Annotated in this window: 11 protein-coding genes; all 11 read left to right on the forward strand. The window is 56.6% G+C overall.

The window, feature by feature from the left end; genetic code table 11:
• The 11 genes from KF827_RS06985 (at position 1) to rfbD (ending at position 13,973) form a co-directional block, all read left to right on the forward strand.
• Complete coding sequence (locus KF827_RS06985; RefSeq protein WP_291002479.1) at positions 1-1,254, forward strand: SGNH/GDSL hydrolase family protein; 1,254 nt, start codon at positions 1-3, stop codon at positions 1,252-1,254.
• Entirely contained in the window at positions 1,251-2,351 is a 1,101-nt protein-coding gene (locus KF827_RS06990) for a hypothetical protein (RefSeq protein WP_291002482.1), read from the forward strand. The genes KF827_RS06985 and KF827_RS06990 overlap by 4 nt, the downstream gene beginning before the upstream one ends.
• A complete protein-coding gene (locus tag KF827_RS06995) occupies positions 2,348-4,558 on the forward strand; it encodes a radical SAM protein (protein WP_291002485.1) in 2,211 nt (736 codons plus the stop codon). Before KF827_RS06990 ends, KF827_RS06995 begins: the two co-directional genes overlap by 4 nt.
• Positions 4,555-6,903 (forward strand): glycosyltransferase, encoded by a 2,349-nt coding sequence (locus tag KF827_RS07000; protein ID WP_291002488.1) that lies wholly within the window; start codon positions 4,555-4,557, stop codon positions 6,901-6,903. Before KF827_RS06995 ends, KF827_RS07000 begins: the two co-directional genes overlap by 4 nt.
• Positions 6,900-7,691 carry an ABC transporter permease gene (locus KF827_RS07005; RefSeq protein WP_291002491.1) on the forward strand — a complete coding sequence of 264 codons (792 nt, stop codon included), beginning with the start codon at positions 6,900-6,902 and terminating at the stop codon, positions 7,689-7,691. Before KF827_RS07000 ends, KF827_RS07005 begins: the two co-directional genes overlap by 4 nt.
• Before the next feature lie 2 nt (positions 7,692-7,693).
• Positions 7,694-9,541, forward strand: coding sequence for an ATP-binding cassette domain-containing protein (locus KF827_RS07010; protein ID WP_291002495.1), 1,848 nt, complete (start codon positions 7,694-7,696; stop codon positions 9,539-9,541).
• Positions 9,541-10,209 (forward strand): hypothetical protein, encoded by a 669-nt coding sequence (locus KF827_RS07015; RefSeq protein ID WP_291002498.1) that lies wholly within the window; start codon positions 9,541-9,543, stop codon positions 10,207-10,209. Before KF827_RS07010 ends, KF827_RS07015 begins: the two co-directional genes overlap by 1 nt.
• Positions 10,206-11,384 (forward strand): SGNH/GDSL hydrolase family protein, encoded by a 1,179-nt coding sequence (locus KF827_RS07020; RefSeq protein ID WP_291002500.1) that lies wholly within the window; start codon positions 10,206-10,208, stop codon positions 11,382-11,384. Before KF827_RS07015 ends, KF827_RS07020 begins: the two co-directional genes overlap by 4 nt.
• 122 nt (positions 11,385-11,506) lie before the next feature.
• Positions 11,507-12,073: a dTDP-4-dehydrorhamnose 3,5-epimerase gene (gene rfbC / locus KF827_RS07025; RefSeq protein WP_291002503.1), complete on the forward strand. Its 567-nt coding sequence runs from the start codon at positions 11,507-11,509 to the stop codon at positions 12,071-12,073.
• Positions 12,074-12,100: 27 nt separating this feature from the next.
• Positions 12,101-13,096 (forward strand): SDR family oxidoreductase, encoded by a 996-nt coding sequence (locus KF827_RS07030; RefSeq protein ID WP_291002506.1) that lies wholly within the window; start codon positions 12,101-12,103, stop codon positions 13,094-13,096.
• Positions 13,097-13,103: 7 nt separating this feature from the next.
• Positions 13,104-13,973: a dTDP-4-dehydrorhamnose reductase gene (gene rfbD / locus KF827_RS07035; RefSeq protein ID WP_291002509.1), complete on the forward strand. Its 870-nt coding sequence runs from the start codon at positions 13,104-13,106 to the stop codon at positions 13,971-13,973.
• Position 13,974: the final 1 nt, after the last annotated feature.

The following is a 13,974-nucleotide window of genomic DNA, read 5'->3' on the forward strand; positions in this document are numbered from 1 at the left end:
ATGAAACGCAATCGCCAAGTCCAATTATACCTCGCCATGACCCTGATCAGTCTGATCCTAGGCCTGGTGGGCTCGGAAATTATGATTCGTGCCTATATTGCTTTTAAAGATCCCTATGTTTTCACAGTGAAACCTGTAGATACGAAGGCCTCTCTGGCTACCTACAGCATATCGCACTGGGAATTCGATAAAGACTTCGGATACGTATATCCGCCAAAACGCAAAATCGACCTGACCATGCTCGCGGACGGGCTGGTGCGCGGTTGCGCCGTTCTCGATGTCATCAACAGCGACGGCAATATCGGCCCGGAGCAGCCTGACTATAAAGATGCGGAAATTAAGATTGCCGTATTCGGCGACTCATGGGCAGCATTCCATGTAAATGGCCGCAATTGGCCGCAAGCTTTGCAAGATGAATTGCAGAAGCGCCTCAACAAGAAGGTCCGCGTTATAAATTTTGGCCGTGATGGCTATGGCGTCCTACAAATGGTGACGCTGGCCCGTGCGAAGCTGAAGGAATTCAAACCGGATCTGGCACTAATTACCTTCATTACAGATGACATAGACCGCGACCGATTCTGGCGAACCGCCGTCGTTAAGAATGGCGAAGACCGGGTTCTGACCACGCTTGATCCAGATCCAAACCCGCCCCTCAACCGCGCAGCCGACACCTTCTTGCTTCACCCCGGCGCCACATACGACTGGTGTACCCGAACACAGGGCAAGCGCGACCAGGTCGTCGAAGAAATCGAGGACAAATACGCGCGCTACATCTCAGCTGTCATGGAAGATCGCGCGGAAACCGTAAGCATCTTCACCTTTCGGCATTCATTCCTTTACAATCTGATTGTTCATCGCAACGCGGTACACTCCATCTTCCGCAACTACAAAAACCCTCAAAATCCCCGCATCACCGAATTAACATATAACGAGATTCCCGGGTTTGTAGATGAGATAAAGGATCTGAATAGCATCGGGGTGCCTTGGCAACTGGTGCACTTGGCCTTCTATCCCGAGGTAAAGGATGGAACCGAGTATCTGCTGACTCCAGCGCGCGAGAAGCTGTTGCAGTCGCTTGAAAGCATTGCAAACCATAAAGCCCTGCAAACGCTCGACTACGTGACTCTCCCCGTCGAAAAGCCAGAGCGCATGAATGTTACCGAAGTCAATTTCCATCCTTCACTCTGGGGCATGGAGTTCTATGCGCAGGCCGTGAGTAAAATGATCATCGAACAGGGGTTGATCAAGCCGTGAGCATCGTTGCGAAGCTAGCGAACAGGTATCGCCTCTGGCGTCAAGCGCGTCATGAATATGCCGCGCTGCTATCTTCCATACCTCGCGATCGCTTTGCCGCCTTTTTCGACTTCGGTTATCAACATTATGCACTCGGTGACGTGCTAACCACCATGGTCAACCTTGCCTGCCAGGCCGAGGATGCTAAATGCAACGGAATGGATATCTATATCCATATCCTGCCCTATGCTCCGTCGGCCCCACAGCAAGGGCATATCACACCTGACAATTACCTAACCCATCTCGACAATCTTTTTCCTGCCTTCCTGTGCAACCCTCTGCCGGGTGCGCTGCGCTTGCTGCGCGACTATGGCCTGCAAGCGGGATTGGTGCTTGAACAGCTTCATGCCAGTGGCGTTTCTGTATGGCCATCGTTAGAGCAGCATCTGCGGCGGCAGATGAACTATCCGATGGGCCACGCGCTGATCAATGGATTCCACAAACAGCATGGCCGCCTGCCGCAACTCGGGGCGCCGCGCGGCTACGACCGCTGGGCCAAACAGCTGCGTGACACCCTTTTCAAAGACCGTTTCCTGGTTTGCGTCAATCCGCGCCAGAGCGGCCTGACCACGACGCCAAGCACTATCTACCGCGATGCCCCGATGGATGAGTGGATTGCCTTTTTCGGCCGCGCAAGACGCACTCATCCCGATGTACATTTTGTCATGCTCGGCGCTTATGCAGAGGCAGACCGCCGTCTCTTGGCATTGGAGAATGTGACGATCCTGCGCGCACTAGGTTATGGCCTGGCGCATGAACTAGCGCTGTTGGCCAATGCAGATATGTTCATGGGCACATCCAGCGGTTTCGCCACCATGGCAACATTCAGCGGCGCACCCTACTTCATAACCGGGGTCGAGCCAGTCTTCTCTCACTATGCGGAGATTCCCGTGGGGGCAACGGCCTATCCTTTTGCCAAGCAGCACCAATATCTGCACTGGGCGCGGGAAGACGCAGCCATGCTGCTGGATTATCTTGGTGTTGTACATGCAGCAAATAGTCCCCTGATGCAGCTTTATCGTAAAAAGGCAGCAGCAGAAGCAGGTGCAGCGCAATGAGACAACCGCCTGCATATTATTTTTACCGCACCTACCAGGAACTGAAAACTGCAGCATCCTGGGCATTGCGCTTACATGCCTTTTCCTGGACCGAAACGCCGCCGCAGCGCATCCTCGGTATCCTGGCGCGGTTCGGCTCCCGCAGCACCAAGCCCTGGCGGCAGCGTCTCATGATCAACATGCAGGCGCGGTTGAAGTTCCGGGAATTACGCTACGCCGATAAGATGAATTTTCAGGCTCGGATCATGGGCCCTGTTGGAGCACGGGAAAAACGGAACTTCCTGCTATGGCAATATTGGCTGCGCGCCCACAACCCTGAAATCCCACCTACGCTTGCAATTCATGGCACCCTGCTGGTCGAAGGCGACGGCATGGATACGCAGTTGGATGGCTTGCTTTCACTGCTCTGCCTGTCCGGAGGCTTTTGTAACTTCAGCATCCACTGGGATGCATCACAAAAGGACGCACGTGTCTTGAATGGCGCCACGTTGCGTGAGCGCGGACGCATCACGGCCGATATGGCACCGCCATTCGATCTTCGTGCCGAGCATACCGATTTTGCCCGCACCATTGACCAAAGCCAACCTAGCCGGCTGCTGCATCAACCTATAGAGGCGCGCCGATTGTTCAACGACCGGGTGAAGACCATCTTTCCCGGACGTATGATCGTGGCGCTTAATCTGCCAAGCGATCAAGAAGGCTATAGCGATGCTGAATTGTTGCGTTGGCTACCCAGCCTGCAGCAACTGCAGCAACGCATACCCGGCCTTGGCTTTTGCCTGCTCAGCAATTCGCGGCACCCAGCATCGGATTGGGATGTTTGGTCGAAGAGTCCTGACATATGGCCAGCTCTGCGCCATGGCTGCTCCCAACATGAAATATTCGCCTTCGCAGAAAAGAGTGATATCTACATCGGTGTGCTGGATGCCCTGGGACTAGCAGCCCTGGCAGCAGGGCGACCCGGGATTTATTTCAACCCGGCGGGCGGTGATTTCCACGATGCAGCAAGACTGGTCTGGGGCTGGGTCAATCCCGATCCAAGGAATTCCATCGGTCCGATTGAACACATTGTAAAACGTGCGCAGCCCGATTGGGATCCAGAGCCTTGGCAGATTGATGTCGGTCCGCAGGACTTAATCGCGCCCGCATCTCAAGCTCCTATGGCAACACGCCCCAATGCGGCCTTACCTGCGCCCGCCATAGCGGTTCAACCACCGGCCAGCACCACTGCGAAGCCTGAGTTGGTTTTTTATATCGATGTGTTCAGCCATTGCAATTTGCGCTGCCCATCCTGCCCGGTAGGCAACTGGACCAAAGGCGAGGCCCTCTCTGAGGGCGGCCTGATGAGCCCCGACCTGTTGCGGCGCCTATTGGAAAAAGCTGTCTCGGAAGCGACGGTGAAAAGCGTCGGCCTCTATAACTGGACCGAACCGCTGCTGCATCCCAACATCGCGGAGTTGCTGACACTGGTGAAATCCTTCGGCCTGTTCACCTCGATCAGCACCAACCTGAACAAGTTGGAGCGTGAAGACGCATTGCTGGCCTCCGGAGTGGACTGGATTCGCATTTCGGTTTCCGGATTCACTCAGGAAATATATGAACGTGGCCACCGCCACGGCAATATCGAGCGGGTTAAAGACAACATGCGTCGTCTTGCCGCCGCACGTGACCGCCAGAATGCCAAAACCGATATCGAAGTCTTCTACCATCGCTATCTCGATAACGAAGCCGACGAAGCCGCGATGAAGGCTTTTGCCGAAAGTCTCGGGTTCCGCTTCGTAAAGGCCTGGGCGTATTTCATGCCGGTGGAGAAGATGCTGACTTATCTGCATCCGGACAAACCATTCACCAAGCTGACAGCCGAGGACCAGGCACTGATCGACCGCCTTGCCCTGGAGCCCAAGCAGGCTGCCGCCATCAGCCGTGAGCATCACCTGAAAGATTGCGATCTCTACAATTACCTGACCATCGACACCACCGGAGAGGTTTACCTGTGTTGCGCGGTTTCAGCACGTGAGAGCAACCGCATAGGAAATTACCTGGATGTGCCGCTCGCCGAAATACAAGCGCGCCAGCGCAAACATGATCTTTGCGGCCCCTGCATGGAGGATGGCCTGCAAGTGCTCTATGGTCATGCCGACCCCGCCTTTAATGATCTGGCCGAGAGGGAACGCGAACGCCATAGCCAGGCAGCCCAGGCGAAATGACAATAGAAGCGCGTAGCACAGATTCCGACCAGTCTAGCGCCGTGCCGTCACGCCGCCCGAGCGTCACCATCCTGTTGTCCAACTACAATCAAGGGCATTATCTGCGCAGCGCGCTGGATGGTATCGTAGGCCAATTCAGACCGGCGGATGAAATCATCCTGGTCGACGATGGCTCCACCGACAATAGCCGCGCCATCATGGCCGAATATGTGAAAGCCCATCCACGTATCCGATTCATGCAGAACGAGAGCAATATCGGCCTGCAAGCGACCATCGAGCGCGTGCTTCCCTTGATAACCACCACACATATGGTCTGGACCGCGTCAGACGACCGTCTGCTGCCAGATTTCCTGACGGAATCTATGCCGGTTCTGGAGCGGCACCCGGAAGCCGGACTTTGTTTTTCTGAAACCGTGGAACTACGCGGCACCGATCCGTCCAATGAGCTAGCCGTGCGTTTTGCCACCACGCCAGGTGTTGCTCATATCTTTAATCTAGGCGATTTGCCCGAAATGCTCGATCCTGCCGCCGTGGTGGCCAGAATGCAGAGGGCCTATCTGCCGATCGCAGGCAATACCGCGGTGGTGGATTGCGCGAAGCTACGCGCCATAGGCGGCTTCGTGAACGCATTGGAATGGCACTCCGATCTGGTCGCATACACCATTCTGACCCTTCGTCACGGCGCTTGCGTGGTTGCTAAGCCGCTGGCCTATATCCGGGCGAATCCACAATCCTATTCCTACACAGGCATGCGCTCTCCAGCGAAATTGCGTGAAGTGCAGGAGGAAATGCTGAAACTATTCAGCAAACGGGATTTCCGCGATATCCGCCGTGCGCTCCGCCGTGCACCGGCTTTTTTCTCGGTCTGGGGCAAGGGTATCATGCCGGTCATGGCCCGCCGTATGGATTGGGATTTGCTGCTGCCCTATGCCACGTGGTGGCTGCGGGAATACAAGCGAGGACACCGCATCGGCTGGGGCGAAATTATTCGTCGCGCTTATAACTCCACTAAATATCGCCTCACCACGCCGCGTGCTATTCGCGCCCGTCTCAGCGGCGCGGAAATGGAACGCGACGCGGGCCGCCAGCAGATCGCGCAATTGACGGCCGAGCGAGATGCAGCACGAGCCGAACGAGACGTTGCGCAGACGACTCTCGGGCAACGCACCGCCGAACGCGATGGAGCAGCGAATGCCCTTTTGGAGCTAAGAACCGCGCACGAACAAGTGCTGGCCCGCCTTGCCGAGACAGAGCGCAATCTCGAGGTCGCCTACAACACTATAGCTGCCGCCGACACCCGTGCTGCCGATCTATCTGGCGCTTTCAAGCGGATTCTGGCGGAGCGCGACGATATCTTCAAGCAACTGCAGAAACTGCTAGCGCGCCAAAGCAGTCAGGACAAAGTGCCGGACCTGACGGCACGGTTGCAGGAAACTGAACGACAATTAGCTGCCCATCGTGCCGAAGCCGAGGCCCGGCTGGCTGCAGCTAACGCCCAAGCCGATGCTCAGTTTGCAGCCGCCAAGGCGGAGGCCACAGCGTTGCAAAACCAGATCGCCGCGCAACAAGCTGAATTGGAGCACCTGCGCCAGACGGTTGCACGCATCAAGCTTCCACCGATGCTGGTGACGACAATGCCTAAATCCGGCACATACTTCATCAGTGGTTTGTTCGAGGCCGGGTTGAAAATCGACAGCAGGATCGTCAGCCATCAATATTTTCCCGACGATGTGATCCGCCAACCTGAATTGCGCATTCTCTCCGAAGGCAATTGCATCAGCCAGGACCATTTCGGCGCAAGCCGGATCAACCTGACTCATATCGCGCGTCACGTTGATCGCATAATGGTGCACCTGCGCGATCCCCGTCAGGCAACTTTGTCTTACGTACATTACCTGGCCGACCCATCCTTCCGAGCCAACGAGGCGGCAACGTTGAAGTTTGTCTATCCGCCGCTGCCGGCGGATTTCTACTCCCTGCCCTTCGAGCAACGGCTGGATTGGGGCATCGACCATTGGTTGCCGCTTCTCATCGAATGGGTTGATGGCTGGCTGCGCGCAGAGGCCGAGGCAATGGCCAATGGTGGGACACTACGCATAGGCTTCACCCGTTTCGAAGATATGGCAGCGGACCAGGAAGCCTTCATCGGACATGCGCTGGAATTCTTCGGCATTCCCGCCGAACGCTTCATCAAACCACCACTGAAGGCTGAAGACGTAAAACATTTCCGCCGGGGCGAAGTGGATGAATGGCGCCGCGTCTTCAGCTCCGAACAAGCCGCACGGGCCACACGGCTGATCCCGCCAGCCATGGCCGAACGCTTCTCCTGGCCGCTCGGGCAATGAAGCGCAACCTGCTTTTCATTCTCCGTGACTGGGCCAGTGGCTTTCTGCACTGGCGTTACTGGTGGAATTTCGCGCTGCTCGATATATCGTTACGCTATCGGCGATCGATCCTAGGGCCGTTCTGGCTCACCATCAGCTTCCTGATGACGGCAGCCGGCCTTGCCGTGGTCTATTCTGCGCTGTTCAATATGGAAATCAGGCATTACATCCCTTATCTGGTGGCCGGCCTGTCCAGCTGGGGCTATGTCAATTCACTGATCAACGAGGGTTGCACGGCCCTGACCCGGCAAGCCGGCACAATGCGCGATCAAAATCTCCCGATTATGGCCCATGCCATCCGCGCCGTTGTCAGCAACACCGTGATATTCGGGCATAATCTTCTTGTCGTAGCCGCCACGGTGCTGATTGCCGGCACGCCGATCACATGGTCCACTCTTTTCGCATTGCCGGCACTGGCGCTGCTGGCCTGCAATGGCGTTTGGATCACATTGATTTTCGGTTTGCTCTGCGCCCGCTACCGCGACCTCCCGCCGCTGGTCTCAGTCATTACCAATTTGCTATTCCTGATCACACCAGTCTTCTGGTTACGCGACATGCTGGGCCCACGCGGCTTTATCGCCGACTTCAACCCACTCTACCATTTCGTTGAACTACTGCGCGCCCCCATGCTCGGCAGCATGCCGCCGCTTCACACCATTATCATCATGCTGAGCATCACTGCTTTCGGCTGGCTACTGACGCTGCTGATTGCTATGCGCCTGCAAACGCGCATCGCGTATTGGGTCTAACAATGGCGCGCATCACCGCACGCGATATCGAAGTGATCTACCCGGTGGTAACCCAACGAGGCCAATCCCTGCGCCTCAAACTCATGCACTATGGCAGCGGCGGCATCTTGGCCCAGGATGCGCGCGGCATCGTCAATGTACGGGCGCTGAGTGGGATTGATTTCGATATTCGTGAGGGCGATCGCGTGGGGTTGGTCGGCCGCAATGGTGCCGGCAAGTCAACCCTGCTGCGTGTGCTAGCCGGGATTTACCATCCCAGCCGAGGCGAATTGAAGATTGAAGGCGAGGTTTCCGCAATTTTAGGCCTTGGCCTCGGCATAGACGAAGAACTCAGTGGCCACGAAACTATCGACTACGCCCTGATGATGCGCGGCGTGCCGCGCGACGTCATCCCATCTCTGCATGATGAGATCGCCGCCTTCACCGAACTGGAAGATTACCTGCAACTGCCGGTCCGCACCTATTCCTCGGGCATGAAGATCCGGTTGGCTTTCGGCGTCGCTACATCCAGGCGTCCCGATATCCTGCTGCTGGACGAAGGCATCGGCGCAGGAGACGCATTTTTCTTGCAGAAAGCGCGCCGTCGCGCGGAAAGTTTCGTGGACGATGCCAGTATCCTGGTGATCGCTTCGCATTCCGATGATCTACTGCTCAAAACCTGCAATAAGGGCTTGCTGCTTGATCGCGGCCAAGTTATCGCCGCTGGCCCGATCAGCGATGTAATTGAAATGTATCGCCAACTTGAATACGGCGACAGCAACGAAACAACGGAAGCCAAGCCGGAAACCATTGCCAGTAGCGCCACTGAGGGTGCGGGCGTTGCAGCGGCCTTCGATGGCTCTGTGCTGTCTCATTGGCATTCCACTGCTGGCGACCCAACCCCTTGGATCGGTCAGCGCTTCGAGGAACCAACGGTAATCCGCACGGTAACTTTGCGACAATGGAGTGGTCGCCTGGACAACACCGATTGCGTACATCGCATAGCCCTGCAAACCAGTAATGATGACTTTCAGCGCGATATACGCGAGGCAGGAATCCTTGAAGTGCCGGCTCGTCCGGCTATACACACCATCCGCTTGCCCACAACAAACCGGGCGCGTTGCTGGCGGGTTGCGCCAATGCAGGATGCTGCCATGGACAGGGGCTGGGGCGTTACCACTCTGCGCTTCCATGTCGAAGAGACAGGCAGAGTCGACAAAATCGCAAAATTGTATTGCGACCACCCAGAGCACAGAACCCTATCTGATTGTCTGGATGCGATGGAGCATACTAGGGAGGCACTGCCCACCCTAGCCGATGTGAACGAGCGCTCCTGCTTACTGGAACGGACCAAGCTGCATATAATCCGCCTACGCCGCGGCCATGGAGACGATTTCGCCGCTTTCGATGCATTGGTACGGCAGCATCTGGATTTCTTGCGCCTCAATCTCTCATCGCGCTGGCTGATATCTATTCTGGATAGTTATGCAGATGGCGGAAGCGAAGTCGAACGCAGTGCTGCGATACTGGCCTCAGGTTTATTCAACTGGGAAAAACTGGGCCTGACCAGACGGCATATTGACCTGCAAAGACTGGACGGCGACTATCTCGGACCCGTCGACCTCACGCCTTTCCGCACACCTCTATCCCTCTGGGATGGCATGACCATCCTAGGTATACCCGGCGACATGCCGCGCGCCTTCGTGAAACGCCTGCGCCGCGCTCTACGTCCCGCCCCACACTTGGCCGCGATTTTCGAGATACTGCTTGAGCGGGCGCTAGATAATCCGCAAGGCACCCTCAATGCCATAGGGGGGCGTTACGGGCGTGATTTCAAGGCGGAATTGCGCATAGCCGCCGAGGATAGCTGATGGTGAGCATCTCAAAGATATGCCACGACCCGCATCATCACGACTGGCATGAATGCGCCCGCGCCTTCTACCGCGCCCGGCGTGGCGAGGGCGATGGTCTAAAAGCCACCTGTCCTTTCGTGCAACTGAGACACCTGATGTTTGCGCTTCAGGACGGCGAAACACAATATATGTCCGCCTATCGCACTGCGCTCGAAAGCCATCTGGAACAAATTTGCCAGTATATAGATACGCGCTGGATCGTCGCTCTATTGGAAATTCTGGCTGATTCCAGCCAGGGTTTGGAAATGCAAAACGCCACTCTAGCCACAACCCTCCCGAATTGGGAAAAATTGCTGCTCACCCGCGCTGCCCTGGACAAAGCCGCCATGCAAGGCGCAGCTACGCAGCGCTTCGATGCCGCGAGCATGAACCAGCCGTTACCGCTCTGGGATGGCATGTCGATCTTCGGTATCAAAGGCGACATGACTTTAAATCTGGCACGGCGCATGGGCGCGGCTTTGCGCCCCACGCCAGTAATTGCCACGCTGGCCCTAGCACTTCTTCGACGCATGGCTTTTGGCCAGGATACCACGCTCATCGCTTTGGGGCGTGACTACGGCCGCGACCTGATCGGTGAAATGGCACAAAGCTTCGCCAAGGCAGCCGGACTGGAGAAGCTGGTGTGAACATCAAGCGTCTGACCGGAAATCTGGCTTTGTTGCTGGCCTCGCTTCTGATCGGCGGCTTGGTTATTGAAGGTTACTTTCGCTTCACATCGCAACAGGCGAATCATCCAATCCAAGCGACCAGCAATCAATATTATTTCTATCAATTCGATCCCGTACTAGGTTGGTCTGGCCGGCCTGGCGCACACGGTGTAATGAAGCGCGAGGAGTTTTCGAACCATGTCACGATCAACGCAAACGGTTACAGGCAAACGGCTATAAGCGCACAGCCCGACATCGTCATTCTTGGAGATTCCTTTACTTGGGGAATCGGCGTCGATGAAGACGATCGGTTCAGCGATAAATTTCTCGCAAAAACCGGCTTCTCAGTTTGGAATCTGGGTGTTTCCGGCTATGGCCCAGTACATTACCTGCTGCAAACCGATGAAGTGATTCGTCGAAAGCCAAAACTGGCGGTGATTGCATTCTGTCTGGGAAACGATTTCGTAGATACCGTGCACTGGGTGCGCTACGGGTATTTTAAACCCTATGCTTACCTAAGCAGCGATGGCAGATTGCATCTGGGTGGCTATCCGCTGCCCTATGCAAAGCAGGAGCAATTTCGGTTGCCTATGGTATCCAGCTTGTTCGGGTGGAGGCCGCTAGCTTGGCTTTACAATCATTCGATCTTTTTTCAGCGCCTCGATATCGCATATACTGAGTTGTACACTCGCGCCGATGCTATGGCACAACAAGCCGATCCGCGCCTTGAGCAAGCGTTGCTCGATCTCCGTTCAGACCAAGACCAGATATACCATCCCGAGCGTTTCGGCGCCAAAGGAGAAGCGGTAGCGCATCAGGCCATTGCCACGGTTGGCGCAACCATGGCAGAGATAAATCACCGGCTGAATGTCGCCGGCATCAGCTTGCTGGTAATGACAGTGCCAACCAAGTGCGAATTCGACGATTGCGTGCGAGGTGGTAGCGAACGAAACACCCGAGCACGTGATGCTCTGATCGGGGCGCTGGACCGGGCCGGCATCCCCTGGCTAGACCTACTGGATATCATTGAACCTACTGATTTCTGGCAGTCGGATGGGCATTGGCGCCCCAGCGGCCACCGTAAAGCCGCAGAACGCCTTACCGCCCACTTAGCCGAGCATCCCAACCTGCTGCAAATACGGCCTCTGCCATGACTTTTACCACAGCCCTATACGGGTAGCATGGGCCCCAAAACCAGGTAGGAAGAATTGCCTCAATCTCGCATTCCGTGTATCAAAATACTCAAAACTCCAACAATGGATGCAACGGCGTGGTCATGCAGGTAGCATACGAAAGAACCGACATCCGCGATGTTTACATCGTGAAGCCGGAAGTGTTCGAGGATAGCCGCGGCTTCTTCACCGAGGTTTACCGCCAGGACCAATATTCCGCACTCGGCTTGCCTGCCAATTTCGTGCAGTTCAATCATTCGGGCTCGGTACGCAACACGGTGCGCGGCTTGCATTTTCAATGGGAGCCGCCGATGGGCAAGCTGATGCGGGTTAGCGCCGGCGAAGCTTTCCTGGTGGCAGTGGATATCCGCAAGGGATCCCCTACATTGGGCCGCTACGTCAGCCTCACCACATCCAGCCGCGACCGCAGCATGCTGTGGGCGCCTGCGGGTTTCGCTCGCGGATTTGCCGTGTTGAGTGATTACGCCGAAATTCAGTATCTCTGCACCGGCACATATAGCAATAAAGGCGAGAGCGGAGTGCTGTGGAACGACCCCAAGATCGGCGTGCCATGGCCAGTGGCTGAGCCGCTGCTTTCCGACAAGGACCGCGTGGCACAAAGCCTTGAGCAATGGCTGGAACGTCCGGAATCGATGCATTTCACATACTAACGGCCGATTGCCGGACGGGAGGATCGCATGCGCATTTTGATTGCCGGAGGAGCCGGCTATATCGGTTCGGTTTTGGTGCCCAAATTGCAGGCGCGCGGCTATCAGGTGGATGTGCTGGACCTGCTATGGTTCGGCAACAACCTTCCCAAAGGCACGCATGTGCTGCAAAAGGATGTGATGTCGGCGACCCAGGACGATATGAAGGGCTATGATTGCGTGATCTTCCTGGCCGGGCTTTCGAACGACCCGATGGCCAATTATTCCACCGCCAACAACTTTATCGGCAATGCGGCGGCGCCCGCTTATCTAGCCTATACAGCCAAACAAGCCGGCGTGCGGCGCTTCATCTATGGCGGTTCTTGTTCGGTCTACGGCTATGCCGTTGATGAATTCTACGACGAGCAGGCCCCCACTATATGCCATTACCCCTATGGTATCTCTAAATTGCTTGGCGAACATGGATGTCTAAGCCTGCAAGACGAATCCTTCTCCGCCATCGTTCTGCGCCAAGGCACCGTGTGCGGCTATAGCCCCCGCATGCGGCTGGATTTAGTGATCAACACTATGTTCAGCCATGCTGTGCAGAACGGCACGATCACAGTGACAAATCCGTCGATCTGGCGCCCTGTACTGGCGGTGCAGGATGCAGCCTCGGCCTATATACGCGCCGTCGAGGCGAATGAAGAGATTTCAGGCATCTTCAATATCGCCTCGGGCAATTACACGCTGGGTGAATTGGCCGATCTGGTGCGCGATGGTGTGCGCGAATTCCACGGCACCGAGCCCAGGCTGGAAATCCGCAATGTGCAGGATTTGCGGAACTACAAGGTGAATTGCCGCCGCGCCAACGAAGTGCTGGGCTTCCATCCGCGCTCCGACGCTAAGGCGATCGTGGGCGAACTAGCAGCCAATCTGGACCGCTTCCGCAATTTCGAGAACGATGCCTATTACAACATCAAGGTCTTCACCAAGCTGGAAGCCAGCGGCACGGCAGGACTGATCGATAGCCGGACACGGAGCTGACTCCACCATGCCCCCTAAACGCATCGCCATCATCGGTGCCAATGGCCAGCTCGGTAGCGATCTGGTCTCCGAATTCGGCAAGCGGGGTCATGATATCGTGCCGCTCAACCATGAGCGCATGGATATCGGCGATGCCGAGGCCGTGCGCCGGGTGCTGAGCGAAACCCGACCCGATATCATTCTCAACACAGCGGCGATGCACAACGTAGAGGCCTGCGAGGCCGACCCGGTGGCGGCCTTCCGCGTGAATGCACTGGGCGTGCGGCATCTTGCCCTGGCTGCGGCGGATCTGGATGCCGTACTGGCCCATTACAGCACGGATTATGTTTTCGACGGCGCCAAGCAGGCGCCTTACGCCGAAACAGATGCGCCGCGGCCGCTGAATGCCTATGGCAACAGCAAGCTGGCTGGGGAATATTTTGTCCGCAGCCTTGCACCCCGGCATTTCGTGTTGCGAGTGGGCGCGATCTACGGCCATGCCCCCTGCCGAGCCAAGGGGGGACGCAACTTCGTCACCACCATGTTGGCGCTGGGCCGGGAGCGGCCTTTCCTGCGGGTTGTTGACGATGAAATCGTAAGCCCTACCCCCACGGCAGCCATCGCCGGTCAGAGCGTCGCTCTCTGCCAGACCGAGCATTACGGGCTGTACCATATGGCCGCGCGCGGGCGATGCTCGTGGCACGCCTTTGCCGCTTCCATCTTCGATCTGGCTGGCATCAAGACCGACCTGCAAGTAGCCGCCCCAGGTGAATTCCCCGCCAAAGTGCCCCGCCCCGCCTATTCCGCCCTGGAAAATGCCGGTTTAGCCAGGATAGGTCTCGATCTCATGCCCGATTGGCGCGACGGCCTGAAGCAGTTCCTGGACGGCCGAAGCTAAC

The sequence above is a fragment of the Ferrovibrio sp. genome, assembly GCF_019636075.1.
GTDB lineage: Bacteria > Pseudomonadota > Alphaproteobacteria > Ferrovibrionales > Ferrovibrionaceae > Ferrovibrio.